Here is a 26,765-nt window from a genome sequence, read left to right on the forward strand (position 1 = left end):
CTCATACGGGGAAACGGACGCGCAGTATAACTGTATGCAGTTCGCGGGGCGCTTAGTGGCCGGTGCTGCCGGAGAACAGCTGAATGACCACCACGCCAGCGATGATCAGGGCCATACCGAGCACTGCCGGCAGGTCCAGGTGCTGGCGATAGATCAGCGCCGCAGCGATGCTGACCAGCACGATGCCCAGGCCCGCCCAGATGGCGTAGGCGATCCCCACGGGAATGGTCTTCACCACCAGCGCCAGCATCCAGAAGGACAAGCTATAGCCACAAATCACCAGCAACAGGGGCAGCGGGCGGCTGAAGCCGGCCAGGGCTTTCATCGAAGTGGTGGCGATCACTTCGGCGCAGATGGCTATGGCCAGGTAAACGTAACCGGACATGGGAAATCCTGATCGTGGGCTGGAGGAGGTCAACTTCGTTCGGTCGCGTCCTCGTCAACTAGTTCGCCAGCCGTGGCGATTGTGGCTCGCCGGCAGGCGGCTTGCTAAGCTCCGCGCCCATGAATCGCACCCTCTATACCCTGCTGTTCCACCTCGGCCTGCCGCTGGTATTTCTGCGCCTGCTCTGGCGCGCCTGGCGCGCGCCGGCCTACTCCCGTCGTGTCAGCGAACGTTTCGCCTTTGGTTTGCCGCCGCTTCGTCCGGGTGGCATCTGGGTGCATGCGGTATCGGTCGGCGAGAGCATCGCCGCGGCGCCGATGATCCGCGAACTGATGGCGCGCTATCCGCAGCTGCCGATCACCGTCACCTGCATGACCCCGACCGGCTCGGAGCGCATCCAGGCACTGTTCGGCGACAGCGTGCAGCACTGCTACCTGCCCTATGACCTGCCTTGGGCGGCGGCGCGCTTTCTTGACCGCGTGCGGCCGAAGCTGGCGGTGGTAATGGAGACCGAACTCTGGCCCAACCATATCCATCAGTGCGCCCGTCGCGGCGTCCCGGTGGCGCTGGCCAATGCGCGCCTGTCCGAGCGCTCGACCCGCGGTTACGCGCGCTTCGCCCGTCTGACTGCGCCGATGCTGGCTAAGCTGAGCCTGATTGCTGTGCAGACAGAGGCTGAAGCCGAACGTTTTCGCCAGCTCGGTGCGCGCGATGAGTGCGTCGAGGTGACTGGCTCGATCAAGTTCGACCTGACCATCGACCCGGCACTGCTGGAGCGTGCCAATAAATTGCGCCAGCAGTGGGCGGCGCTGGAACGGCCATTGTGGATCGCCGCCAGTACACACGCCGGTGAAGACGAGATCATTCTGGCTGCGCATCGCCAGCTGCTCAGCGAACACCCGCAGGCGCTGCTGATCTTGGTGCCCAGGCACCCGGAGCGCTTCGCCTCGGTGTACGAGTCGGCGGTCAGGGATGGGTTTGTCGCCGTGCGGCGCTCGACGGGGGAAGTGGTCGACGCCGGCACCCAGGTACTGGTCGGCGACACCATGGGCGAGCTGCTGTTTCTCTACGCACTGGCGGATATCGCCTTCGTTGGCGGCAGTCTGGTGCCCAACGGCGGGCACAACCTCCTCGAGCCCGCAGCGCTGGGCAAGCCGGTGCTCAGCGGCCCGCACCTGTTCAACTTTCTCGAGATATCGGCACAGTTGCGCGCTGCTGGCGCCCTGCGTGAAGTGCAGGATGCCGCGCAACTGGCGCAGGTGGTCAGCGAACTCTGGGGCGATCCAGCCGGGGCCCAGGCGATGCGCGATGCCGGTCTCGGCGTGCTCAAGGCCAATCAGGGTGCTCTGGCGCGGTTGCTGGCGGGGGTGGGGCGGCTGCTTAGGTAACTTGGCCGGGCGGATTCGGCGTCAGGCCGCCATGTTCGCAGCGGGATGCTTTTGATGGTTTTCCCGTCCCGGGCAGCTCAACGCTAGAGTTTTAGCCGTTGGGCTCTCGCACAGGTGCATGAAGGTATCGCTACGCTGCCCGGCCGATCATGCACCTGCTGTCCTCCGTCGCTCAGTAATCGATCCGCACCGGCTGGCCGATGGTCTGCGGCAGGTCCGGCGGCAGGAAGTCGGTGTCCGGGTTGTAGTCGGGCTTCAGGTATGCCGCCAGCTGCTGCAGATCGTCCGGATTGAGCGTGCCCGCGGCCTGTTTCAGGCGCAGGTTGTCGAGGATGTAGTCGTAGCGGGCGTTGTTGTAGTCCCGCACGGCGCCATACAGGCGGCGCTGGGTGTCGAGCACGTCGACGATGTTGCGCGTGCCGACCTGATAGCCGATCTCCGTCGCCTCCAGCGCGCTCTGATTCGAGATGATCGATTGCCGGCGAGCCTCGACCTGCTCGATATCGGTGTTCACCGCTCGGTGCAGATTGCGTGTGGATTCGACCACCTGGCGGCGCAGGCTCTCACGCTGCTGCTCGCTCTGGCTGAGCTGGTAATAGGCCTCGCGACTCTGCGAAGTGGTCAGGCCGCCGCTGTAGAGCGGAATGTTCAGCTGCAGGCCGATGCTGCGCTGCTCGACGTCACCGGTGTAGCGCGGCATGTCGAAGTCCGGGATGCTCTGGCTGTTGCTGAAGCCCAGCGCATCGTTGTCGCCCTTGCGATAGGACGCCACCGCATCGAGCGTCGGTGCATGGCCGGAGCGGCGCTGGCGCAGGGTTTCTTCCGCTGCGGTCACCGCGTAATTGACCGCCAGCAGGTTGAGGTTCTGCCGCGTTGCGGTATCGACCCACGCCTTGGCCTCGTTCGGCACCGGGGCCAGCACCGGCAGGGTGTGGCGGATGCCTTCGAGGGCGATGTATTCGCGGTTGGTCAGTGTGTACAACGCCTGGAAGGCGTCCTCGACCTGGCGTTGTGCGATGGAGCGGTTGGCCCGGGCGGTATCGAAGCCGGCCTGGGCTTCGAGCACGTCGGTCTTGTCCGACAGGCCGACTTCGAAGCGCTCGTTGGCCTGGTCGAGTTGGCGCTTGAATGCAGCCTCCTCGGCCTTCACTGCCGCAAGGTTGTCCTGCGCGCGCAGCACGGCGAAGTAGGCCTGGGCGCTCTGCAGAATCAGGTCCTGCTCGGCAATCGAGTATTCGATCGCAGCCTGCTCGCTGACAGCCTCCGCGGCCTTGAGCTGGAACCAGCGATCGGCACGGAAGATCGGCTGGCTCAGCGTTGCCTGGTAGACGGTACCGCTGCGCGACAGCGAGGTGGAGCCCCTGCTGGTATCGACGTCCGTTTCGGTATCGCTCAGCTCGGCGCCGGCGCTGAGGTTGGGCAGCAGCCCGGCCCGCGCCTGCGGCACGATTTCCTGGCGTGCGCGAAACTGCGCACGCGCTGCAGCCAGGTCGGCGTTGTTGTTGACGGCTTGCTGATAGACGCTGACCAGATCGGTCTTGCTGGCGAGCGGGACGGTTTCCTGTGCCCAGGCTGCTCCGGCGGTGAGGGAAGCCACGGCGAGAGCCAGGGGGAGTCTGCGCAGCATGTTGGGTCCATCCTGAATAGAGCTGAGGGGCAAGGCTAAGCGGCGGCTGACGGGGGGTCAAGGCGCGTGTGCGAGGCAAGGTCAGATGCCGATTGCGGCCGGCCGGAATGACCGAACGGTCGACTAGTTTCGCCCTTGGCATGGCGTTCGTACTGGGTCTTGATTAGACTCCATGGCGTTCTTGTCGGGGTGCCTTGAAGCGAAGGCTGAGATCGGAAAGTTCCGGATCCCGTTGAACCTGATCAGGTTAAGGCCTGCGTAGGGAACAAGATGTGCTCGCCAGTCGTTCGGCCAGCTCTCTCAGCGCCAGTTCCGGCGCACCCGATGCCCTTGCCATCCGTGTTTTCAGGTTCGCTCCGACAATTCTCTAGGAGCCAGCCTGATGCGTGTAGAACAACAGAACCTGAGTGAATCCGCCCAGGTCGACCAGCAGTCGATCCAACCCTTCCCGCGTTCGCAGAAAATCTATGTGCAGGGTTCGCGTCCGGATATCCGCGTACCGATGCGCGAGATCAGCCTGGACGTGACGCCCACGGACTTCGGCGGCGAGATCAACGCCCCGGTTACCGTCTACGACACCTCCGGCCCCTATACCGATCCGAACGTGCAGATCGACGTACGCAAGGGCCTGGCCGATGTGCGCAGTGCCTGGATCGAGGAGCGCGGCGATACCGAGAAGCTGCCGGGGCTGACCTCCGAGTTCGGCCAGCGTCGCCTCAACGACGCGGAGCTGACCGCCATGCGTTTTGCCCATGTACGCCATCCGCGGCGGGCCAAGGCCGGGCATAACGTCAGCCAGATGCACTATGCGCGCAAGGGCATCATCACGCCCGAGATGGAATACGTTGCCATCCGCGAGAACATGAAGCTGACCGAAGCACGCGAGGCTGGACTGCTGAAGGATCAGCACGCCGGGCATAGCTTCGGCGCCTCGATCCCCAAGGAGATCACGCCGGAATTCGTGCGTGACGAAGTGGCCCGCGGTCGCGCCATCATCCCGGCCAACATCAACCACACCGAACTCGAGCCGATGATCATCGGCCGCAATTTCCTGGTGAAGATCAACGGCAACATCGGCAACTCGGCGCTGGGTTCTTCGATCGAAGAGGAAGTGGCCAAGCTGACCTGGGGCATCCGCTGGGGTTCGGACACCGTGATGGACCTGTCCACCGGCAAGCACATCCACGAAACCCGCGAATGGATCATCCGCAACTCGCCCGTGCCGATCGGCACCGTGCCCATTTATCAAGCGCTGGAGAAGGTCAACGGTGTCGCCGAAGACCTGACCTGGGAGCTGTTCCGCGACACGCTGATCGAGCAGGCTGAACAGGGCGTGGACTACTTCACCATCCACGCCGGGGTGCTGCTGCGCTACGTGCCGCTGACGGCCAAGCGCGTGACCGGCATCGTCAGCCGCGGCGGCTCGATCATGGCCAAGTGGTGCCTGGCGCATCACAAGGAAAACTTCCTCTACACGCATTTCGAAGAGATCTGCGAAATCATGAAGGCCTACGACGTCAGCTTCTCGCTGGGCGACGGCCTGCGCCCGGGCTCGATTGCCGACGCCAACGACGCCGCGCAGTTCGGTGAGCTGGAAACCCTCGGCGAGCTGACCAAGATCGCCTGGAAACACGATGTGCAGTGCATGATCGAAGGCCCGGGTCACGTGCCGATGCACATGATCAAGGAGAACATGGACAAGCAGCTGGAGTGCTGCGACGAGGCGCCGTTCTACACCCTGGGCCCGCTGACCACCGACATCGCCCCTGGCTACGACCACATCACCAGTGGCATCGGTGCGGCGATGATCGGCTGGTTTGGCTGCGCCATGCTCTGCTACGTCACGCCGAAGGAGCACCTCGGCCTGCCGAACAAGGATGACGTGAAGACCGGCATCATCACCTACAAGATCGCCGCGCACGCCGCCGACCTCGCCAAGGGTCATCCGGGCGCGCAGATTCGCGACAACGCCCTGTCCAAGGCGCGCTTCGAGTTCCGCTGGGAAGACCAGTTCAACCTCGGCCTCGACCCGGACACCGCGCGTGCCTTCCACGACGAGACGCTGCCGAAGGAATCGGCCAAGGTGGCGCACTTCTGCTCCATGTGCGGACCGAAGTTCTGTTCGATGAAGATTACCCAGGAAGTGCGCGAATACGCCGCTGAGCACGGCCTGACCGACGAGCAGAAGGCCATCGAGGCGGGCTTCGCCGAGCAGTCCTCGCGTTTCAAGGACGAAGGCTCGGTGATCTACAAACAGGTGTGACCGGCGAGGTGTGATCGACTGGCTGTAGACGACCCGAAGCGGGCTGGCATCTACCGGCCCGCTTCGTATCCTCAGAGATATTCCGGCTTCAGAATGCCTTCCAGCTGTTCATGGGGGATGAACAGTTCAGGGTGCCCGCTCGAGTACGGCGCAATGCTGTACACGTCGTACTTGAGCAACACGCTGTCTTTCAGCAGCGCGATGTTTGCGGTCTGCTGGAAGGGCCAGAAGCCGGTGAACTCGGCGTCCTGGGCGTGGCCGTTCTCCACCAGCCAGCGTTGATGGGCCTGGCGCGCAACGCGCCAGAAGCTGCCCTCCTGCCCGGGGATCAGCAGATCTTCGAGACGTAATTCCCGATCGGCCTCTCGGTCGTAGTTGATGAAGCCGCGACCGGGCATACCGTGGGCGCCACCGATATACAGATAGCTGGACAGCTCGACGACCAGGATGTCGCCGTGCTGCTCGCGCAGCTTGGCCTGCAGGTAGCTGCTCCAGCCCGGCTCGGCAGTGCGTAGAAACTGCTGCTGATAACCCTTGAGCGAATCCGGCAGGCGATCATCCGGACCATTGATGGTCATCCGGCGCAGGCGCGCGTCGATCAGGCTGTTCAGTTCGGGTTCGTCGGTGAAGGTCAGGGTGTCGATGTTCACCAGCGGGCAGTCTTCGCCCTGGCAGCCCTGCGGGCGTTGCTCGGTGAGGTTCTGGCGCACCTCCACCGGGCTTTCGGAGGCGAGGTGCTGACAGCCGCTCAGCAGCACGGCAAGGCTGCTCAGCAGGATCAGAGTGCGGATGGAGGCGGTTCGATTCATGGTTGGTCCAGGCATGGCAGTGCGCTTTCGATTGCCGAAGACACCTGAAGTTCGTGCGGCGCTGCAGGTGGAGCTTTCTTCGGCTACGGTGGTCTGCAAAGGGCTGCGCCAGCGACGATGCCGCGTTAGGATGGCGACGAAGCCGCTCACGTTGTGACGGTTGCAGTCGCCCGCCGTCACGTAAGGCGCGGTTCAAACCGATATGAGTAGTACCCGATGAGCGAGACCTTCAAGCCCGGACCGGATGATGTCCAGATCCTCCGACGAGAGCAATGCTTCAGCGGTTTTTACCGGCTGGAACGCCTGCACCTGCGTCATCGCCAGTTCAGCGGCGCCATGGGCGCGGAGTTGAGTCGCGAGCTGTTCGTGCGGCATGACGCCGTGTGCGTGCTGCCCTACGATCCGCAGCGCGATCAGGTGGTGCTTATCGAGCAGTTCCGCGTGGGTGCGCTGGGCAAGGTCGAGAACCCTTGGCTGATCGAGCTGGTGGCGGGGCTGATCGACAAGGACGAGTCACCTGACGCGGTGGCCCGGCGCGAGGCGGTCGAAGAAGCCGGTCTGGAGTTGGGCGAGCTGTGGCCGATCACCCGGTACTTCCCGTCCCCGGGCGGCAGCGATGAACAGGTGCATCTCTACATCGGTCGCTGCGACAGCGAAGGCGCACAAGGCGTCTTCGGTCTGGCCGAGGAAGGCGAGGATATCCGCGTGCATGTCTGGCCGCTGCAGCAGGCACTCCGCGCGGTCAACGAGGGTCGTATCGACAACGCGGCCAGCATCATTGCACTGCAGTGGCTGGCCTTGAATCGAGAGCAGGTGCGGGGGGCGTGGACATGAGAAAGACGCGCGAGCGATACCGAGTCGACCTGCTCGAGCTGCAGTCGGCCTGCGAGGCCAATTACCTGCGCCTGATGCGCCTGCTGCCGGGCATGCGTAGCGGTAGCGAGGCGCGGCGCATCGCGATCAGCCAGGGTGACCTGTTGCTCGGCGTCTTGGTGCTCGAGGTACTGGAGAGCTGCCCCTATACCACCACCGTGCGGGTGAGCCAGGAGCATTGCCTGAGCTGGTTGCCGGTGCCGAAGATGGAAGTGCGCGTCTACCACGACGCGCGCATGGCCGAAGTGGTTCGTGCCGAAAACGCGCGGCGCTTTCGTGGCATTTACCACTACCCCAACGCGCAGATGCACCAGCCGGACGAGAAGAACCAGCTCAATCTGTTCCTCGGCGAATGGCTGGGCCACTGTCTGGCCTGCGGGCACGAGCTGGAACCGGTGCTCTGACCCGTTGCGCCATGCATTGATAGCCTGATACTGCGCTTGATCCGCCCTGGATGCGCAGCGCTATTCTGTGATCCAAGCCCACATCCCGAGGTTTACCCCCCTGCCGGGCACCTACCATAATTCCGTTGCGATTTAGCTCAAGGAGAAGGGCATTGCCTGGTGCGTCCCTGACTGTTGAAGATTCGGTTCTGCTGGTGCAGCTTACCGACAGCCATCTGTTTGCCGAAGCGGACGGCAAGCTGCTGGGCATGAATACCTGTGACAGCCTGGAGCAGGTGGTCGAGCTGGCCATCGACGAGCAGCCGCGCATCGACCTGATCCTTGCCACCGGCGACCTGTCGCAGGATGGCTCGGTAGCGTCCTACCAGCGGTTCCGCCGGCTTGCCGAACGCATCGAAGCACCAGCGCGCTGGTGTCCGGGGAACCACGACGAGCTGGCAGCAATGCGTGAGGCCTGCCGTGGCAGTGCGCTGATGGAGCCGGTGCTGGAGATCGGCGGCTGGCGTGTGGTGATGCTCGATACGCTGGTGGCGGGCTCGGTGTTCGGCATGCTGCGCAACGATCAGCTGGAGCTGCTCGAGCGTGCACTGAGTGAGGCGCCGGACCATCACCACCTGATCTGTCTGCACCATCATCCGGTGTCCATCGGCAGCCGCTGGATGGATACCATCGGGCTGCGCAATCCTGACGCCCTGTTCGAGGTGCTGGATCGTCACCGCAACGTGCGTGCATTGCTCTGGGGTCATATCCACCAGGAGTTCGATAGCTGGCGTAACGACGTACGCCTGCTGGCGTCGCCATCGACCGGCGTGCAGTTCGCCCCGCAGAGCGAAGACTTTCAGGTCGACAACGTCGCGCCGGGTTATCGCTGGCTGCGGCTATATGCCGATGGGCAGCTGGAAACCGGAGTTTCCCGGGTCAGCGGTATCGAGTTCGAGATCGACTACAGCGTCAAGGGCTACTAACGCGGCTCTGCGCGCAGTGACACGCGCTGGCGGTACTTGCCAGCAGATACCCCGAGTCCACCCCATCATGCCGCCGGCCTGCTTGCAGACGGCGGCAGGTGCCTTGTAGCCTTGCGGTTTTCCTACGAACTGTATCCATGTCCAGCTATTCACCTTCGATTCTCTATATCCACGGTCTCAACAGCTCACCGGTCTCGCAGAAGGCCAGCCAGTTGTCCGCTGCGCTGGAGAAACTGGGCATGGCCGAACGCTTGCGGGTCCCCGCGCTGCACCATCATCCGCGTCAGGCCATCGCCCAACTCGAAGCATGCCTGGCCGAGCTTGGCCGGCCGTTGCTGGTCGGCAGCTCGCTTGGCGGCTACTATGCGACGCACCTCGCCGAGTGCCATGGCCTCAAGGCATTGCTCATCAATCCGGCCGTGACACCGCACCGCCGGTTCGACGGTTATCTTGGACCGCAGACCAATCTGTATAGCGGGGAAGTCTGGGACCTCACCGACGATCATGTAACCGCCTTGGCGGAACTGGAAACCGCGCCACCACAGGATGCCGAGCGCTATCAGGTCTGGCTGCAGACGGGCGACGAGACGCTGGATTACCGTGACGCCGCGCAGTTCTATCGTGGCTGTGCACTGCGCATTCAGGCCGGTGGCGACCATGGCTTCCAGGGATTTGCCGAGCGTCTGCCGGCGCTGCTGGCCTTTGCCGGCTTCGAGCCGCAGGCATGGCTTGATCGGCTCTGAAGGGATGCTGATGCGCGGCGCAACGTTAGCGCGGCTGGTCGGCGGTCAGGGTGGTTTCGCGAACGCGGACCGGCCATTTCATTCCGGCGTTGCGCAGACTTTCGCTGCCCGCAAGGGCTGATTCATTCAGAACATAAGGACAGTGCCAGACAGATGTCTTATACCGCAGAAGCCATCGAGGTTCTTTCCGGCCTCGACCCGGTGCGCAAGCGCCCGGGCATGTACACCGATACCTCGCGGCCCAACCACCTGGCCCAGGAAGTCATCGACAACAGCGTCGACGAAGCCCTCGCCGGCCATGCCCGCTCGGTTCAGGTGATCCTGCATCAAGACAATTCGCTGGAAGTGATCGACGACGGCCGTGGCATGCCGGTGGACATCCACCCGGAAGAGGGTGTGCCGGGCGTCGAGCTGATCCTCACCAAGCTTCACGCCGGCGGCAAGTTCTCCAACAAGAACTACCAGTTCTCCGGTGGTCTGCACGGGGTCGGCATCTCGGTGGTCAACGCCCTGTCGACGCGGGTCGAAGTGACCGTCAAGCGCGACGGCAGCGAGTACCGCATGAGCTTCGCCGATGGCTTCAAGGCCACTGACCTGGAAGTCATCGGCAGCGTCGGCAAGCGCAACACCGGTACCAGCGTGCGCTTCTGGGCCGATCCGAAATACTTCGATTCCCCCAAATTCTCCATCAGCCGCCTCAAGCATGTGCTCAAGGCGAAGGCTGTGCTCTGCCCGGGGCTGAGCGTCAGCTTCGAGGACAAGGGCAGCGGCGAGAAGGTCGAGTGGCACTACGAGGACGGCCTGCGTTCGTACCTGGTCGACTCGGTCAGCGATTACCTGCGCCTGCCCGACGAGCCCTTCGTCGGCACCCTGACGGGCAACACCGAGGCGGTGGACTGGGCGCTGCTGTGGCTGCCGGAAGGTGGCGAGAGTGTCCAGGAGAGCTACGTCAACCTGATTCCAACGGCCCAGGGCGGCACCCATGTCAACGGCCTGCGCCAGGGCTTGCTGGATGCCATGCGCGAGTTCTGCGAATTCCGCAACCTGCTGCCGCGCGGGCTGAAGCTGGCACCGGAAGACATCTGGGAGCGCATCGCCTTCGTCCTCTCGATGAAGATGCAGGAGCCGCAGTTCTCCGGGCAGACCAAGGAGCGCCTGTCGTCCCGCGAGGCCGCGGCATTCGTCTCCGGTGTGGTCAAGGATGCTTTCAGCCTCTGGCTCAATGCCCACCCGGAGCTGGGCATGCAACTGGCCGAGCTGGCGATCAGCAACGCCGGGCGCCGCCTCAAGGCCGGCAAGAAGGTCGAACGCAAGAAGATCACCCAGGGCCCGGCGCTGCCGGGCAAGCTGGCCGACTGCGCCGGGCAGGACCCGATGCGCGCCGAGCTGTTCCTGGTCGAGGGTGACTCGGCCGGCGGCTCGGCCAAGCAGGCGCGGGACAAGGAGTTCCAGGCGATCATGCCGCTGCGCGGCAAGATCCTGAACACCTGGGAAGTCGACGGCGGCGAAGTGCTGGCCAGCCAGGAAGTCCACGACATCGCCGTCGCCATCGGCGTCGATCCGGGCGCGGCCGATCTGGGCCAGCTGCGTTACGGCAAGATCTGCATCCTCGCCGACGCCGACTCAGACGGCCTGCACATCGCCACGTTGCTCTGCGCCCTGTTCGTTCAGCATTTCCGCCCTCTGGTCGAGGCCGGCCATGTCTATGTCGCCATGCCGCCGCTGTACCGCATCGATCTGGGCAAGGACATTTTCTACGCGCTGGACGAGGCCGAGCGGGACGGCATCCTCGAGCGCTTGGTCGCCGAGAAGCGCCGCGGCAAGCCTCAGGTCACCCGATTCAAGGGCCTCGGTGAGATGAATCCGCCGCAACTGCGCGAGACCACCATGGACCCCAACACGCGTCGATTGGTACAGCTGACCCTGGATGATTTCGAGGGCACCCGCGAGATCATGGACATGCTGCTGGCCAAGAAGCGCGCCGGCGACCGCAAGAGCTGGCTCGAGTCCAAGGGCAATCTGGCCGAGGTGCTGGTTTGATCCGCCGTTGGCTGGCGTTGCTGAGTCTGGCTTCGGCACCGCTCTGGGCCAGCGAGCCGGCGCCCGAACTGAAATTGCTCGGCGAGCACCCGGTGGCCGGAATAACCGGTGGCAACCTGTCCGGAATGGCCTGGTGCGGCGATGCCTTGTGGGCCGTTTCCGATCGCGAGGACGACGTTCTCTATCGTCTGGATACCAGCGTCTCGCCCTGGCAGGCGGAGCCCGAGCGTTTCGAGGCGGCCCCGCCACCGGACAGCGGCTTGCCCTGGGGCATGCGCATGCGCGCCTGGGTCAGTGGCCAGGTGCGGGGTGGTCAGCTGGATTTCGAAGGTCTGAGTTGTGACAGCCTGGGCAACCGCTACGTGGTCAGTGAGGCCCATGTCGGCGTGCTGCGGGTCAGCCCAGCGGGTTCGGCGGAATGGCTGCGCCTGCCCGATACGCTGGTACGACAGGCGCGGGCCAGCGGCATGCTATGGCACTTCAACGCGCTGTTCGAAGGGATCGCCGTCGATCCGAAGGCCGAGCGCATGTGGATTGCGGCCGAACGCGAGCGCCTCGGTCTTCTGGTGCTGCATCGTCAGCAGAGCAGCTGGCAGTGCACGGGCGGTTGCGTGCTGATGGCCGAGGGGGGCGATCAGCTGCCGCCCGCTGCGCTGGGCGATGCGCCGCTGCCAAAGAGCTTCTCGGCGGTGGCGTTCTTCGCCGACAAGCTTTTCGTGCTCGAGCCCTCGGCCTACCGCGTCTGTCGTCGCAGTCCGGCCACTGGCGCGGTGGAGCGTTGCTGGTCATTCGCCGAGGAGGCCTTGACCGAGGATCGCCGCTACGCTGAGCCCTTTGGCAACGCCGAGGCGCTGTGGATCGATGCCGAAGGCGCGTGGATCGGGGTCGACAACAACGGTAAGGCCCGTGGTGATGGCGAAAAGCGCCCGATCGTCTGGCGTTTTGCCGCGCCTGATGGCGGCTGGGGTGCGAAGCCGTGAGCCAGGCCGCCGGGCGGCGTGCCGGGCGCGTGATGCTGGTGCTCGCCTGGGGCGTCGGACTGTTCCTGGCTACCCGCTTTTTCGCCGCTTGGGAGGAGGATCGGCTAAACCCCAATCGGCAGCCGGTTTCGCAGCTGCAGGGCGAGCAGATCGAAGTGCAGCTGGCCGGCAATGTGCAAGGCCATTTCGTTGCCAGTGGGCGGATCAATGGTGAGCCGGTCACTTTTCTGCTGGATACCGGTGCTACCGATGTCGCGGTGCCGGCCGAGCTGGCCGAACGGCTGGGACTGGAGCGCGGCGCGCCGGTGATGCTGCACACCGCCAATGGCCAGACCACCGGCTATCGCACCGTGCTGTCGAGCCTCGATCTGGGAGACATCCGCCTGCACGACGTGCGTGCCATCGTCGCCCCCGGCTTTCGCAGCGAACAGGTGCTGCTCGGTATGAGCGCACTGAAGCAGCTTGAATTCACCCAGCGTGCCGGCACCCTGGTGCTGCGCCAGCAACTACCTCAGGGGCAAGACCGATGAGGGCGCTCATACAGTCCACGGTGCCTGTCCTGGCTTCGTTGAATCTCGATGAAAGCCGCGGCTTCTACACGACCTATCTGGGTTTCCAGGTCGTGCTGCAGGCCACTGACTACCTGATCGTGGAGCGCGACGGTGCGCAGCTGCATTTCTGGCTTTGCACGGAGCGCCACGTTGCCGAGAACACCTCCTGCTACATACGTACCGGCGATTGCCAGGCGCTGTACCGGGAGTTCTGTCAGCGTGGCCTGGTCCTGGACGCGCCCGTTATGCAGCCCTGGGGCATGCAAGAACTTTATGTCATCGACGCCCACGGCAACTTGCTCAAGTTCGGCGAGCAACCAGCCGTGAGTCATCCATCCTTTGCTGAAGAAAATTGCTGATGAGCGAATCCCTCGACCTGAGCCTGGACGGCGTGGAGCGTCGCTCCCTCGCCGATTTCACCGAGCAGGCCTACCTCAACTACTCCATGTACGTGATCATGGATCGCGCACTGCCGCATATTGGCGACGGTTTGAAGCCGGTGCAGCGGCGCATCATCTATGCCATGAGCGAACTCGGCCTGGGCGCCGACGCCAAGCACAAGAAGTCTGCACGTACCGTCGGTGACGTGCTCGGAAAGTTTCATCCGCATGGCGACAGTGCCTGCTACGAAGCCATGGTGCTGATGGCGCAGCCGTTCAGTTATCGCTACACGCTGGTCGATGGTCAGGGCAACTGGGGTGCGCCGGACGATCCCAAGTCCTTTGCCGCCATGCGTTACACCGAGGCCCGGCTGTCGCGTTATTCCGAGGTGCTGCTTAGCGAGCTGGGGCAGGGTACGGTGGAGTGGGTGCCGAACTTCGATGGCACCCTCGACGAGCCGGCGACGCTACCGGCGCGCCTGCCCAACCTTTTGCTCAACGGCACCACCGGCATCGCCGTGGGCATGGCCACCGATGTGCCGCCGCACAACCTGCGTGAAGTGGCGAGCGCCTGCATACGTCTGCTCGACGAGCCGAGCGCCAGTGTCGAGCAGCTCTGCGAGCATGTGCTGGGGCCGGATTTCCCAACCGAGGCGGAGATCATCACGCCGCGTGCGGACCTGCTGAAGATCTATGAGACAGGTCGAGGTTCCGTTCGCATGCGGGCCGTCTACCGTGTCGAAGACGGCGACGTCGTGGTCACCGCGCTGCCGCACCAGGTGTCCGGCTCCAAGGTGCTCGAGCAGATCGCCGGGCAGATGCAGGCCAAGAAGCTGCCGATGGTCGCCGACCTGCGCGATGAGTCGGATCATGAGAACCCCTGTCGCATCGTCATCATCCCGCGCTCCAACCGGGTCGATGTCGAAGCGCTGATGCAGCACCTGTTCGCCACCACCGATCTGGAGTCCAGCTACCGGGTCAACACCAACGTGATCGGGCTCGATGGTCGCCCACAGGTGAAGAACCTGCGCACCCTGCTCAGCGAGTGGCTGACCTATCGCATCGGTACGGTACGCCGTCGCCTGCAGTTCCGCCTGGACAAGGTCGAGAGGCGTCTGCACCTGTTGGAAGGCTTGCTGGTGGCCTTCCTCAATCTGGATGAAGTGATCCACATCATCCGTACCGAAGATCAGCCCAAACCGGTGCTGATGGCGCGCTTCGAGCTCTCCGAGCTGCAGGCCGACTACATCCTCGACACCCGCCTGCGTCAGCTGGCGCGGCTGGAAGAGATGAAGATCCGCGGCGAGCAGGACGAGCTGGCCAAGGAGCGCGAGAAGCTGCTGGCGCTGCTGGGTAGTGAAACCAAGCTGAAGAAACTGGTGCGCAAGGAGCTGATCGAGGACGCGGAAACCTACGGCGACGATCGCCGCTCGCCGATCGTCGAGCGTGCCGAGGCGCGGGCGTTGTCGGAAAACGAGCTGCTGCCGTCCGAGCCGGTGACCGTGGTGATCTCCGATAAAGGCTGGGCGCGCTGCGCCAAGGGCCACGATGTCGATGCCAGCGGGCTGTCCTACAAGGCCGGAGATGGCTTCAAGGCAGCTGCGGCCGGGCGCTCGAATCAATATGCGGTGTTCATCGACTCCACTGGGCGCAGCTATTCGCTGGCGGCGCACTCGCTGCCTTCGGCGCGAGGCCAGGGCGAGCCGCTCACCGGCCGGCTGACGCCACCGCCAGGCGCGAGTTTCGAATGCGTGATGCTGCCCGATGATGAGGCGCTCTACGTGATCGCCTCGGACGCCGGCTACGGTTTCGTGGTCAAAGGCGAAGACCTGCAGGCCAAGAACAAGGCGGGCAAGGTGCTGCTCTCGCTGCCGAAAGGCGCCAAGGTCGTCGCGCCGCGGCCGCTGGCCAGTCGCGAGGAGGATTGGCTGGCTGCAGTGACGACCGAGGGCCGTCTACTGGTGTTCCCGGTGCGGGATCTGCCGCAGCTGGGCAAGGGCAAGGGCAACAAGATCATCGGCATCCCCGGCGAGCGGGTCGCGAGCCGCGAGGAGTATCTGGTCGATCTCGCCGTGTTGCCGACCGGTGCGACACTGGTGTTGCAGGCGGGCAAGCGCACGCTGTCGCTCAAGGCCGAGGATTTGGAGCACTACAAAGGCGAACGTGGCAGGCGCGGCAACAAGCTGCCACGAGGCTTCCAGCGCGTCGAAGGCTTGCTGGTCGAAGCATGACCAAACGTATTGGCGCTGGAATCGAAGGCCGCTTTCACGGAAGATAGCGGCCTTTCCAGCCTGCGGCATGTTGCCCGGTGCTTTCTTTCGCGTCGGCGGAGTCGATTGTCCGGCGAGACATATGCACGAGGCATTGGCGATCTGATGGTCGCGAGCGGCCTGAACTCTGGTGTTATGACGGTAATGAAGAATTTGCTGCGTGTTCCGACTGTTTTGCTGCTGGCCAGCATGGGGCTGACAGGCTGCATCGGCCTGCAGCCTGCACCAATGTACCGACTGGACAGCGGTACGACTGAAGTGCCTGAGCGAACCGATGGCGCCGCCGTGCTGCTGGCACCGGTGACGCTTGCCGATTATCTGCAGCGTGACGCCTTGCTTCAGCGTCTGGCTGACGGCAGCCTGGCCGTCGACGGTCAGCGCGCCCACTGGGCGGGCAGCCTGAAGGCCGACGTCGAGCAGGTGTTGCTGCGCCAGCTGGCCTGGCGTCTGGATACGCAGAGCCTGGTGCTTGGCCCGGCCGACGAAGGCTTTACGCCAGAAGTGCAGATCGAGCTGTCCATCACGCGCCTTGATTCCGGCCCCGAATTCCCGGCGGTACTCGAGGCGCAATGGCGTCTGCGCGACAAGGCGGGCAAGCACCTGGGCAGTCGACTGGTGCGCCTGCAGGAGGAGCACCAGGGCAGCGCGAGCGACCAAGTGCGGGCGCAGAGCGTTCTGCTGCAGCGCCTGAGCGAGATGGTCGCCGATGCGGTCGAACCTACCCTGGTAGCCAAGACCGCACCCAAGGTTGCCCCTGCCAAGCCACAGGTAAGCAAGTCTGCCGAGGCGCCGGCACCGCGCATCCCGGCCGCCGAACCCATTCGTACGGATATGGAAGTGTTCCGCTTCTGACTCTGTCGCGGCTGCTGTTGCAGCCAGCGCATTGAAAAGCCCGGCCAGTGATCTGGTCGGGCTTTTTCGTTTTCTCGGGCTGGTTGCGACTGCGGGCTCGACCAAAGGTCAAAGGTCAACGGTCGTTTGATAGCGACCGTACGGCTTGCGTCAGTGGGTGCGGCTGCGTAGTTCGTGCATGCGCGTCAGCTGGCGTTCCAACAGCGAGGGGTATGGGTCCAGCAGGCGCTCGACGCAGCAGGCGCCTTCCGGGCTGGCAATCGGGCGGATACGCGCGCGCTGCTGAATCAGCCGGTCCTCGCTGATGCTGCCCTCTACCAGCAGCAGGTTGCGGCTGTGCAGCGACATATCCAGCGCAGCCTGCGCCGGCTGGCTGAGCAGCAGGTCGCCCTGGCTCAGGTCGAACAGGCCATCGCCCTGGGTCAGGGCGAGCTGCAGTTGCAGCGTGATGCCGCTGTCGGCGACGTCGATCTGCAAGGCATGGCCCAGCGCACGCATCAGTTCGCCGCAGCAGATCGCGTGGGTGAGGTAGTTCTGCTCGTCGTCCTGGCTATGAAACAACATCAGGCTGCTGCCATCGTTGAGCGTGTGCAGCTCGGCCTGGTAAAGCGTCGCGGCTTGTTGCAGGCAGTCTCGATAGCGTTGCAGCAGTTCGGTCAGGCGCGGCCGCGGCAAGCGGCGCAATTGTTCCTGCCCGCCGAGCTGGATGGCCAGCACGGCGCTGCGAGTAGGTTGCGGCGGGGTAGGAGGTTGTACGCTCGGGGTACCCAGTGACGGGAGCTCGAACGGGACGTCGTCGTCCAGCTGCTGCACGTCGTCATCAGCGTTCGCGGAAAAGCCGCGTGGGCGATGTGACTCGTCGTCCAGCTCGATATCGAAGCGCTCCGGTTGCGCTGCGGGGGATCGTGAGTCAATGCTGTGTTCGTCACTCTGGTCGAAATAGTCGTCGTCCAGCGTATCGCTCAGGTCAAGCTCCGCCTCAGGCTTCTCCGGCACCAGGCGTGACTGCAGTTGGCGCGCAAGGTCGCCAATCTCGTCCTGCCGTCCGGCACCCGGGGCGGGGTCGTCCGGGTCGCGCAGCCACAGGCGCAGCTGCATCAAGGGCGTCGCCAATTGCCGGCCCAGGCGCAGGCTCAGCATCAGCGTCAACGCCAGCAGGATCAGGCTGAGCAGTCCCATGCTCTGCAGGCTGATGGTCATCGGCTGCTGAAACTGCTGCATGTCCAGGCTCACGCGCAGATGCCCGGCAATCACTTCCTGAAAGCTGATTGGTGTCGAGTAAAGCCCGTTATCGTCCCCGAGCAGGCCCTGCTGAGGCCGGGTTCCGGACTCGGCGAGCACGCGATTGTCCACGCTGTAGATCGCTGCGTGAGCGACCAGCGGATTCTTCACCAGATTGCTCAGCAGCACGTTGAGGCTGAGGATGTCGTTGGCCACCAGCAGATCGGTGGCCGAGGCGGCCGTCTGGGTGACCAGGCTCTGGCCGAGGGCATCGGCCTGCTGCTCCATGGCATGCTTGAACTGCATGCCGATCACCCACGCGTAGATGATCAGCGCCAGCGCCACCAGCAGCAGCGTATGGCTGGCAATACGCAACACCAGCGGCACGCGATGCTGGCGTACTGCGCGATAGAGCATGAGGAAGAAGTTGTCTGGCTTTACGGATGCGGGCCGGTTCACAGAGCGCGGCTCTTCTCGTCGGGAAATTGCCGAGCAGTATACGGAAAGCACGGGGGGCGCTGAAGGTCTGCGACGGTAAGCTGACGAATTGCGTCCAGGGTCATCGTGGTGGAGCGCGATGTGCCTGCCGCGGGGCCTGTCCAGCGCGCTGGTCAGCTGATGTAGAATGCCCGCCTTCGTTGCCTGCCATGGGAGCTGCGCCTTGCGCGAAATCGTCCTGATCAATATCACCGGTGAAGATCGACCGGGCCTCACCGCGGCCATCACCGGCGTGCTCGCCCAGGGTGGCGTGAACATTCTCGACATCGGCCAGGCGGTGATCCATGACACTCTGTCGTTCGGCATCCTGATCGAGATTCCGGATAACGAGCGCGCCTCGTCGGTACTCAAGGACGTCCTGTTCATGGGCTACAAGCATGACCAGCAGGTGCGCTTCACCCCGGTGGCCGAGGCCGACTACCAGCACTGGGTGGCCGGGCAGGGCAAGTCCCGGCACATCGTCACCCTGCTGACGCGCAAGGTCACCGCCGAGCAATTGCAGCGGGTCAGCTCGATCACGGCGAAGTACGGGCTCAACATCGACCATATCGACCGCCTGTCCGGACGCATGCCGCTGGACATGCCGGAAGAACTGGGCAAGGGCTGCATCGAGTTTTCGGTGCGCGGCGAGCCGGCCGATACCGCGGCGCTGCGCGCCGAATTTCTCAGCGTGGCGCAGGAGCTCAATGTCGATATCGCCTTCCAGCGCGATTCGGTCTACCGGCGCAACCGCCGGCTGGCTGTGTTCGACATGGACTCGACGCTGATCGAGGCCGAGGTCATCGACGAGCTGGCCAAGGCCGCCGGTGTTGGCGAGCAGGTGTCGGAGATCACCGAGCGGGCGATGCGCGGCGAGCTGGATTTCCGCGCCAGCTTCAAGGAGCGCCTGGCGCTGCTGGAAGGCTTGTCGGAAGACGTGCTGGCGGACATCGGTGCCAGCCTGCGCTTGACCGAGGGTGCCGAAGTGCTGTTCGCCGAACTCAAGCGCCTGGGCTACAAGACAGCGATCCTGTCCGGCGGCTTCAGCTATTTCGCCAAGCAGCTGCAGGCCAAGCTCGGCATCGACTACGTGTTCGCCAATGAATTGCAGATCGAGAACGGCAAGGTCACCGGCGTGGCGGTCGAGCCGATCGTCGATGCCCAGCGCAAGGCCGATCTGCTGCGCCAGCTGGCCGAGCAGGAAGGGCTGTGTCTGGAGCAGACCATCGCCGTGGGGGATGGCGCCAACGACCTGCCGATGCTGGGTCTGGCCGGCCTGGGCGTTGCCTTCCGCGCCAAACCGCTGGTCAAGCAGTCGGCCAAGCAGGCGATTTCAACCCTGGGTCTGGACGGGATTCTCTACCTGCTGGGTTTCCGCGATCGCGACGGCACGGAATAAAACGCGGCTGCAGGCTCGAACAACGCAAAGCCCCGGATCAATCGATCCGGGGCTCTAGTTTTGTCACTCATGCCTTGCAGTGCCTTCAGGGTTTGATCGCCACCTTCAGCACGCCATCGCGCTGATTGGCAAACAGGTCGTAGGCGTCGGTGATGTCGTCCAGCGCATATTGATGGGTGACCAGCGGGCCGAGATCGACCCGGCCCGAAGCGACCACATTGAGCAGTCGACGCATGCGTTCCTTGCCGCCCGGGCAGAGCGAGGTGACGATCTTGTTGTCGCCAAGCCCCGCATGGAAAGCGCCGAGCGGAATGGTCAGGTCACTGGAATAGACGCCCAGGCTGGACAGCGTTCCGCCCGGCTTGAGTACTCGCAATGCGCTCTCGAACGTCGATTGCAGGCCCAGCGCCTCGATGGAAGCGTCGACGCCGCGGCCGCCGGTTAGCTTGAGAACCTCTTCCACCACATCGACATTGCGGAAGTTGAGCGTCACGTCCGCTCCCATCTTCCGGGCGATATCCAGCCGCGCATCCACACCGTCCACGGCGATGATGGTGCCCGCACCGCGGAGCCTGGCGCCAGCGGTGGCACAGAGGCCGATGGGCCCCTGGGCGAAGATCACCACGATGTCGCCGATCTTGATATTGGCCGCCTCGGCGCCGGCGAACCCGGTGGACATGATGTCCGGGCACATCAGCACCTGTTCGTCGGTCAGGCTGTCCGGTACGGGCGCCAGGTTGGCCATGGCGTCGGGTACCAGTACGTACTCGGCCTGGGTGCCGTCGATGCTGTTGCCGAAACGCCAGCCGCCCATGGGCTTGTAACCATGGCAGGAGCAGCCGCCGTCCTGCGAGGGGAGGCCGTCCTGACAGGCGTAGGAGGTAAAGCTCGGGCAGATGGCGCCGGCGATGACGCGCTGACCTTCCTGGTAGCCCTTGACGTTGCTGCCCAGCTTTTCGATGACGCCTACCGGCTCGTGGCCGATGGTCAGGCCAGGCGCGACCGGATACTCACCCTTGAGAATGTGCACGTCGGTGCCGCAGATGGTGGTTGTGGTGATGCGTAGCAGGGCATCGTTGGGGCCGATCTCGGGGATGGGCTTGTCCTGCAGTTCGATGCGGCCCGGTTCGACGAACACGGCAGCTTTCATCATGACCATGGTGCGGCTCCTCTTCGAGTTGAAGGCGTCCGGACACTCTAGCTCAGCGCTGCGGCTGGCCAGTGATCGTAGTCAAGCTGAGGTGGATTGTCTGGTGGCGTTGGGGCTGGCGGGGAGGCTGCCAGCCCGGCGGCGCTTCACTCTTCGTCGGAGGCGAAGTCGTAGTCCATCGACTGGCTCGGGCCCTGCAGATAATGGCCCTGGATGTAGCTGACGCCGGCTTGCCACAGCGTAGCGAGTACGGTCGCGCTTTCGACGAACGGTACGATGCTCTGCTTCTGCTGCTCGTGCAGTTCGGCGAGCAGGGCCTTGAGCGCTTCCTGGTTTTCCTGGCGGGTCAGATCCTGGGTGTAGGAGCCATCGACCTTGATGAACTCGGCATCCAGATGCTTGAGCGTATTGAATGGGTTGAGCACGCAGCCGAACTGGGCGAGCGCGGTGCGGCATCCGAGGCCGTTGAGTCCCTGGGCCAGCGCCTTGGCCGGTTTGAGATAGGCCACGGCATCGGCTTCACCGAACTCGAAGGCCAGCGAATCGCCTGGCAGACGCGAAGCCTTGAGCACGACGCCGAGCCAGGGCAGCAGGCTGGGGTCCTGGATACTGGCGGCGGACAGGTGCAGGAACAGTCGCGTGCGATGGCCCTTGGCGCGGTGCTCGGCAAGCAGTTTGATGGAATTGAGAATGACCCAGCGGTCGATCTTGGCAGCCAGGCCGGCGTCGGCCGCGGTACTGAGGAACTCGTTCGGCGGGACTTCCACGCCCTGCGGATCGAGTAGCCGCAGCAGCACTTCGTAATGCTCGAAGCTGTCGCCGCGCAGGCTGATGATCGGCTGGAACAGCAGGCGGAAGCTGTTGCTTTCCAGCGCCTGCTTGAGCATCGCGACGATGTCGCCGCGGTTGGCTGCTGCCGCCAGTTCGTCGGCCGGGTTGTAGAGCTTCAGCGCATTGCCGTCGCTCAGCTCATCGGCACAGCGGTGCGCGCGCTCGATCGCGTCTTGAGCCTTGGCGGTCTTCTCGTCGAGGCCGGCAACGCCGATGCTGAGGGTGGTTTGCACCGTGCGACCGCCGACATCGAGCAGTTGGCCTTCGACCTTGGTCAGCAGCTTGCGCAGCTCCGGTTCGGCCTGCTGCGGAATGACGCCGGGTTGCAGGACCGCAAAGACGTCATCGGCGAAGCGAGCCAGCTGGGCTTCGCCGGGGAAGTGGCCCCGCAACAGGGTGGCGAGCTGGTTGAGCAGCTGGTCGGAGTCGGTCAGGCCGATGTCTGCCTGCAGCGCGGCGAAGCGATCGACGCGAATGTAGGCGAGGCTGGCGGGCTGACCGGCATTGATCGCGCGCTCTACCGCGGCGTCAATCACTTCGAGGAAGCTGTTGCGGTTGAGCAGGCCGGTTACCGGGTCCTGGCTGCTGATCTCGCGCAGCTTCTGCAGTTCGGCACTGTCGTTCTCGGCGCGGATCACCACCTGAATGCAGGGCTCGCCGTCATAGGCCGCCGGCGAGAAGTGCATGCGCGTCTTGAGCGTGTCGCCATCGGCGCGCACGCCGCCACAGCCCAGTTCGGCGCTGCCTTCCATGCTCTGGTAGTTCTTCAGGAAGGTCTTGAAACGGCTCTGGTCGGTGCCGCTGATCAGATCGATCATCGGCATGCCTTCCAGATCCTCCACGTCGTCGTAGCCGAACAGTTCGAGGTAGGCGCGGTTGGCGTAGATGTGCATGCCGTCGTGCACGTAGGCAATGGCGTCCACCGAACTGTCGAGCAAGAGCTGGCAGCGCTTTTCCGCTTCACGCAGGGCCACTTCGGCTGAACGGCGCGCGCGGCGCTCTTCGAGATTGGCCAGTTCGCGATTGGCCACCAGCAGCAGCCACTCGTCCTCGCCCTGCGGCAGGGCATCCTGGGCACCGAGCATCAGCGCTTCGGTGATCGCTTCGGCGTCGTTGCCTGCGGTTAGCTGGAGGATCGGGATGTCCTTGGCCTGCCGGCGAATGGCGCTGATTGCCTCGCTGGGGTCGAGATTCTCGCTCTGCGGTGCGTTGATCAGCAGATCCCAGGTCTGTTTCAGGGCTTCGGCCAGATCGTCGCTGGAGGTCAGCCGATGCACCCGGGTCGCCTGTCCGGCATTGCGGAAGAGGCTGACCAGACGCTCGGCCTCGTTCTGCGAGTCTTCGAGAATCAGCAGGCGGATGGTTTTCTTTTGCAGGGCCATGGCAACAGCTTAAGTGCGCGCCAAAGCGGCGCGGGCAGGCAGGAATGCGAGAGTCGGCAATCTACAGCGACTTCCAGAGTGAGTCAAAATCTTCATCCCCGCCCGCAGTGTGGGTTTTCCAGCCTGTGACAGGCGTCTCTCGCTCCGGTGCGACCTGTCCCAGGGAGCGGTATTCGAACTGATTGTAGTTGCCGGTAGCCGCACGGCGTTGGTTCAGCACGGCGCGCTCTTCCTCGCCGTTACGGTTGATCTGAACCTTGTGCCCCTCCTGGAAAGGCAGGCGTGGCGCGATCAGCGTTGCCGGCTGGGAGATCGCGGCGATCTCCGGCAACAGCAGGGCGCGCAGGTACTCACTGCCCTGGTCGACCTTGCGCAGCAGGCGCAGACCACAGGGCTTGGCCTGCGGTGCGATCAGTTCGATGCCCAGCTGCGTGCTGCCGCCGCGTACCTGGCGAATCCAGCGCACCACGGCGATGCTCCAGGTTTGCCCGGTGTCTTCGCGCAGTCCCAACAGCTCGCCGGTCTGCAGCAGGCTGGGCACCTCGCCTTCCCAGGCCAGGCAGTAACCGCCGGGGCTATGGTCCACCAGCTGGACCTGATAGATCGGATGATCTTCGTTGCTGGTGGACTTACCTTTCGTCGATGCAGACGCGGCTGCTCTGGTCGCTGGCGCTGCGCGTGAAACATCGGGTCTGACGAACTCGATGTGGTCGCTGTCCGGCAGGCGTTCGATGCTGTTGCTCTGTGCATCGAATGCGTTGGCCCAGACATCTGCGGCGCCGTTGTGCAGCTTGAACACGGCTCGATTCGAGGTGCCGGGCAGTTCGAGCACTTCGTTGAAGGCGCGCTGACCGGCGAGCTGATAGTGCAGCGCGGTCATGCCGATGCACAGCGCCAGCGTGCCCTTTGCCGGCGTGCGCTGGAAGGTTCGTTCGGAGATGGCGCCCCAGGCCGAGTTCAGGTGGCGCAGCAGATCGTCGTCCAGTCCTGCGGCGGCTGGCAGACGGCTCAGCCGGCGGTTGTCGGGCGCCAGGCGCAGGTGCTCATCGATCATGCCGACCAGCATCCGGGTATCGATGCCGAGCAGGTTCTGCTGATTTCTGTCGGGAAACAGCGAACGGTAGCGCGGCGGCCCGTCCACCAGCGGAGACAGGAGGAAAAGGCTGCTGGCGGCGCTGGCTGCCTGGATCTGCGCCATTGCGCCCCAGGCCTCCAGTGCCGCGGCCAGCTTGACGATGCTTTGCTGACGCAACTGATTGCAGCGCGCGCAACCGAGCAGCAGCGCTGCGAGGTAGCTCTGCTCAGCGGTGAGATCCTTGGAGTATCGCGCCAGCGGATCGCGCAGCAGCAGGCGCTCGGTGCCATGCTCGACTGCCAGCTGATAGAGCTGGTGCAGTTCGAGCCACAACCCGGCAGCAGCCGGGCTGTAGAGCTGGGTGGAGCGGATCAGCAACGCGCCGAGGCTGTGAATGGCGCGTTGCAGCGCGATCGACAACAGTTGGTGACGATCGCGCTCGGGTTGGGAAACCACACGCACCACGATCAGCTTGTAGCCAACCGCGAGGTGATTCTGCAGCGCCTGGCAGAGACCGGCGACTTTGCGTGGTCGCTCGCTGAGCACGATGGGCTGGTTGACGAAGTGCTTTTCCAGCTGGTTGCAAACGAAATGCACGTCCGGCCGCAGCAGTTCCAGCATCTGCAGGCGGGTTTCCGTGGCGATGCGCAGTTGGTTGAGTTCGATCAGCGCCTGGTAAAGCTGGCGCGCGGTTTCGCCTATGTTGGCTTTCGGCAGGCCGGCGAGCCAGCCGGTTACACCGCGCACGCTGGCGTCGCAGAAGGACAGGGTCTGCCGGGTGGGCGCTGGTACGCGCAACAGCAGATGATGGCTCTGTCTATCCAAACGGTTGGCTCCGCGGCGGTCAGGGCATAATTAATGAGAACTCTATCAATATCTGCCGCAGCGGGCAGGACTGAATGATGGCTTCATGATATTAGCCGACGTTCGGCAGTTATGGGCTGCCGAACGTCGCTGTGGCGGGAATCAGAGGGTTTCGAGCGGGTCGGCGACGGTTGGGCTGAGCGTCGCCTGGCCCAGCGCTTCGCCCATGCACACGGGGCTCAGCGGCCCCAGTTGTTCAGCCCAGCGCACCTGTTCCGGCCCGAACAGCAGAATCACCGTCGAACCCAGCTTGAAACGGCCCATCTCGGCGCCTTTCTCAAGGTGGATGGAAGCACGCGCCGCTTCGTCGTACCGGAAGGTCTTCAAGGTACGCTTGGGTGGTGTGACCAGACCGGCCCAGACGGTCTCAATGCTGGCGACGATCATCGCGCCGACCAGCACCATGGCCATCGGCCCGTGCTCGGTATCGAACAGGCAGACCACCCGCTCGTTGCGCGCGAACAGCTCCGGCACGCCCTGCGCGGTGACCGTGTTGACCGAGAAGATGCGCCCCGGCACGTAGACCATTTCCCGCAGCGTGCCGCTGACCGGCATATGCACGCGGTGATAATCCTTGGGCGAGAGGTAGACCGTGGCGAACGCGCCGCCCATGAACGGAGCAGCGCGTTCGTGATCGCCGCCAAGCAGCTCCATGGCGCTGTAGCTGTGGCCCTTGGCCTGGAAGATACGGCCTTGTTCTATCCGGCCCAACTGGCTGATGGCGCCGTCGCAGGGGTTGAGGATGGCGCCCGGAGTCTGATCCAGCGGGCGGGCACCGTCTCTCAATGCGCGGGTGAAGAAGGCATTGAAGTGCTCGTAGGCCGTGGGCTCCTCGACCTGGGCCTCGCGCATGTCGACCTGAAAATGCCGGACGAACCACTTGATGAAGGTGTTCTTCACCCACGGCAGCCGGCACTCGGCCAGGCAGCCAGCCAGGCGGGAGATGAGGTGATGGGGCAGCACGTACTGGCTGATGACGAACAGGCGATCTTTCATGTGGGTCCTTTTCATTGCTGCACCGGTGTATCAGGCAGGTTGCCCCATTCGGACCAGGAGCCGGCATAGCCCTTGACGCGTGGGTAGCCGAGTGCCTTGGCCAGGAGGTAGGTGAGGCCGGAGCGATGATGGGTGTGGCAGTGGGTTACGACTTCCTTTTCCGGGACGATGCCCAGTGCCTCCAATTGCTCGGCGATGTCCTCGCGGATTCGGAGGTCGCGAGCACGGTCCATGGCGGCGGTCCACTCGAAGTTGATTGCCCCGGGTATGTGGCCGCCCCGCGCGGCAAAGAGTTTTTCGCCACGGAATTCGGCCGGCGAGCGCGCGTCCCAGATCACCAGATCGTCTGCGCCGAGGCGGCTTTCGATGTAGCTGCGGGTCGCGATTGGGGCGGGGTCCAGCGTCAGGTTCGGCAGGCCGGGCGCCGCCTCGGGTATCTGCTGGGTCAGCGGTCGCGCCTCGCCGAGCCAGGCGTGCAGCCCGCCGTTCAGGTAGTGGTAGTGGTGATGGCCGATCACGTCGAGCAGCCAGATGAAACGACCGGCCCAGCCGCCGCCTTCGTCGTCATACACCACGTACACCGCGTCGTGCCGATGACCCAGTGCGCCGAACAATCGCTGCAGTTGCGCAATATCCGGAAGCAATCCCGGCGCTGGCGGCTGGCCGAGCTGGGTCTGTTTGGGATCGACGAAGCGAGCGCCCGGCAGGTGGCCTTCGGCATAACGGGCGGCGCTGGTCAGGTCGACCAGAATCAGCTCCGGCGCCTCCAGGCGTGCGGCCAGGTCGGCTGGCTCGATCACCAGCGGCAGGTTGGAAAAGGCAGACACGGCAGCCCTCATC

General features: G+C 64.2%; 22 protein-coding genes and 1 riboswitch. Of the genes, 13 read left to right on the forward strand and 9 right to left on the reverse strand.

Going from position 1 to position 26,765, the window contains the following annotated elements; genetic code table 11:
* Nucleotides 1-52: 52 nt before the first annotated feature.
* Complete coding sequence (locus LLJ08_RS02280; protein WP_046617622.1) at nt 53-385, reverse strand: DMT family transporter; 333 nt, start codon at nt 383-385, stop codon at nt 53-55.
* 119 nt (nt 386-504) lie between these two features.
* Here LLJ08_RS02280 and waaA point away from each other — a divergent pair, with 119 nt between their 5' ends.
* Entirely contained in the window at nt 505-1,773 is a 1,269-nt protein-coding gene (gene waaA, locus LLJ08_RS02285; RefSeq protein ID WP_228208113.1) for a lipid IV(A) 3-deoxy-D-manno-octulosonic acid transferase, read from the forward strand.
* Between the two features lie 172 nt (nt 1,774-1,945).
* Here waaA and LLJ08_RS02290 read toward each other — a convergent pair whose 3' ends face one another.
* Nucleotides 1,946-3,400 (reverse strand): TolC family outer membrane protein, encoded by a 1,455-nt coding sequence (locus LLJ08_RS02290; RefSeq protein WP_228208114.1) that lies wholly within the window; start codon nt 3,398-3,400, stop codon nt 1,946-1,948.
* A 175-nt stretch (nt 3,401-3,575) separates the two neighbouring features.
* Nucleotides 3,576-3,682: riboswitch (TPP riboswitch) on the forward strand.
* 100 nt (nt 3,683-3,782) lie between these two features.
* Here LLJ08_RS02290 and thiC point away from each other — a divergent pair.
* A complete protein-coding gene (thiC, locus tag LLJ08_RS02295) occupies nt 3,783-5,663 on the forward strand; it encodes a phosphomethylpyrimidine synthase ThiC (protein WP_023444878.1) in 1,881 nt (626 codons plus the stop codon).
* 71 nt (nt 5,664-5,734) lie between these two features.
* Here thiC and LLJ08_RS02300 read toward each other — a convergent pair whose 3' ends face one another.
* Nucleotides 5,735-6,472: an RsiV family protein gene (locus LLJ08_RS02300; RefSeq protein ID WP_041015872.1), complete on the reverse strand. Its 738-nt coding sequence runs from the start codon at nt 6,470-6,472 to the stop codon at nt 5,735-5,737.
* A 216-nt stretch (nt 6,473-6,688) separates the two neighbouring features.
* Between LLJ08_RS02300 and LLJ08_RS02305 the strand changes: the two genes are divergently transcribed.
* The 10 genes from LLJ08_RS02305 to LLJ08_RS02350 all read left to right on the forward strand — a co-directional run bounded on the left by LLJ08_RS02305 (nt 6,689) and on the right by LLJ08_RS02350 (nt 16,530).
* Nucleotides 6,689-7,306 (forward strand): NUDIX domain-containing protein, encoded by a 618-nt coding sequence (locus LLJ08_RS02305; RefSeq protein ID WP_003301651.1) that lies wholly within the window; start codon nt 6,689-6,691, stop codon nt 7,304-7,306.
* Complete coding sequence (locus LLJ08_RS02310) at nt 7,303-7,749, forward strand: DUF1249 domain-containing protein (RefSeq protein WP_228208115.1); 447 nt, start codon at nt 7,303-7,305, stop codon at nt 7,747-7,749. The genes LLJ08_RS02305 and LLJ08_RS02310 overlap by 4 nt, the downstream gene beginning before the upstream one ends.
* 152 nt (nt 7,750-7,901) lie before the next feature.
* Nucleotides 7,902-8,714, forward strand: coding sequence for a 3',5'-cyclic-AMP phosphodiesterase (gene cpdA / locus LLJ08_RS02315; protein ID WP_228208116.1), 813 nt, complete (start codon nt 7,902-7,904; stop codon nt 8,712-8,714).
* Between the two features lie 137 nt (nt 8,715-8,851).
* Nucleotides 8,852-9,457 (forward strand): YqiA/YcfP family alpha/beta fold hydrolase, encoded by a 606-nt coding sequence (locus tag LLJ08_RS02320; protein WP_228208117.1) that lies wholly within the window; start codon nt 8,852-8,854, stop codon nt 9,455-9,457.
* Nucleotides 9,458-9,610: 153 nt separating this feature from the next.
* Nucleotides 9,611-11,497 carry a DNA topoisomerase IV subunit B gene (gene parE, locus LLJ08_RS02325; RefSeq protein ID WP_228208118.1) on the forward strand — a complete coding sequence of 629 codons (1,887 nt, stop codon included), beginning with the start codon at nt 9,611-9,613 and terminating at the stop codon, nt 11,495-11,497.
* Nucleotides 11,494-12,477: an esterase-like activity of phytase family protein gene (locus tag LLJ08_RS02330; protein ID WP_228208119.1), complete on the forward strand. Its 984-nt coding sequence runs from the start codon at nt 11,494-11,496 to the stop codon at nt 12,475-12,477. Before parE ends, LLJ08_RS02330 begins: the two co-directional genes overlap by 4 nt.
* Nucleotides 12,474-13,007 carry a retropepsin-like aspartic protease family protein gene (locus tag LLJ08_RS02335; RefSeq protein WP_228208120.1) on the forward strand — a complete coding sequence of 178 codons (534 nt, stop codon included), beginning with the start codon at nt 12,474-12,476 and terminating at the stop codon, nt 13,005-13,007. The genes LLJ08_RS02330 and LLJ08_RS02335 overlap by 4 nt, the downstream gene beginning before the upstream one ends.
* Nucleotides 13,004-13,387, forward strand: coding sequence for a bleomycin resistance protein (locus LLJ08_RS02340; protein WP_031297512.1), 384 nt, complete (start codon nt 13,004-13,006; stop codon nt 13,385-13,387). Before LLJ08_RS02335 ends, LLJ08_RS02340 begins: the two co-directional genes overlap by 4 nt.
* Nucleotides 13,387-15,639 carry a DNA topoisomerase IV subunit A gene (gene parC / locus LLJ08_RS02345; protein WP_228208121.1) on the forward strand — a complete coding sequence of 751 codons (2,253 nt, stop codon included), beginning with the start codon at nt 13,387-13,389 and terminating at the stop codon, nt 15,637-15,639. Before LLJ08_RS02340 ends, parC begins: the two co-directional genes overlap by 1 nt.
* Before the next feature lie 183 nt (nt 15,640-15,822).
* Nucleotides 15,823-16,530: a PqiC family protein gene (locus tag LLJ08_RS02350; RefSeq protein WP_023444897.1), complete on the forward strand. Its 708-nt coding sequence runs from the start codon at nt 15,823-15,825 to the stop codon at nt 16,528-16,530.
* A gap of 150 nt (nt 16,531-16,680) precedes the next feature.
* Here the strand turns inward: LLJ08_RS02350 and LLJ08_RS02355 are convergent, their stop codons facing one another.
* Nucleotides 16,681-18,210: an AhpA/YtjB family protein gene (locus tag LLJ08_RS02355; protein ID WP_228208122.1), complete on the reverse strand. Its 1,530-nt coding sequence runs from the start codon at nt 18,208-18,210 to the stop codon at nt 16,681-16,683.
* 202 nt (nt 18,211-18,412) lie between these two features.
* Here LLJ08_RS02355 and serB point away from each other — a divergent pair, with 202 nt between their 5' ends.
* A complete protein-coding gene (gene serB, locus LLJ08_RS02360) occupies nt 18,413-19,627 on the forward strand; it encodes a phosphoserine phosphatase SerB (protein WP_023444899.1) in 1,215 nt (404 codons plus the stop codon).
* Nucleotides 19,628-19,712: 85 nt separating this feature from the next.
* Here serB and LLJ08_RS02365 read toward each other — a convergent pair whose 3' ends face one another.
* The 5 genes from LLJ08_RS02365 to LLJ08_RS02385 form a co-directional block, all read right to left on the reverse strand.
* Entirely contained in the window at nt 19,713-20,786 is a 1,074-nt protein-coding gene (locus LLJ08_RS02365) for an NAD(P)-dependent alcohol dehydrogenase (RefSeq protein WP_228208123.1), read from the reverse strand.
* Between the two features lie 137 nt (nt 20,787-20,923).
* Entirely contained in the window at nt 20,924-22,990 is a 2,067-nt protein-coding gene (locus tag LLJ08_RS02370) for a GGDEF/EAL domain-containing response regulator (protein WP_228208124.1), read from the reverse strand.
* A gap of 61 nt (nt 22,991-23,051) precedes the next feature.
* A complete protein-coding gene (locus LLJ08_RS02375) occupies nt 23,052-24,890 on the reverse strand; it encodes a hypothetical protein (RefSeq protein WP_045666787.1) in 1,839 nt (612 codons plus the stop codon).
* A 141-nt stretch (nt 24,891-25,031) separates the two neighbouring features.
* Nucleotides 25,032-25,925, reverse strand: a complete 894-nt coding sequence (asd, locus tag LLJ08_RS02380) for an archaetidylserine decarboxylase (RefSeq protein WP_228208125.1) — start codon at nt 25,923-25,925, stop codon at nt 25,032-25,034.
* A gap of 11 nt (nt 25,926-25,936) precedes the next feature.
* On the reverse strand, nt 25,937-26,752 hold the full coding sequence (locus tag LLJ08_RS02385) for a rhodanese-like domain-containing protein (RefSeq protein ID WP_044314108.1): 816 nt from the start codon (nt 26,750-26,752) through the stop codon (nt 25,937-25,939).
* Nucleotides 26,753-26,765 lie beyond the last annotated feature (13 nt).

This window comes from Stutzerimonas chloritidismutans (assembly GCF_020783375.1).
Classification (GTDB): Bacteria; Pseudomonadota; Gammaproteobacteria; order Pseudomonadales; family Pseudomonadaceae; genus Stutzerimonas; species Stutzerimonas kunmingensis.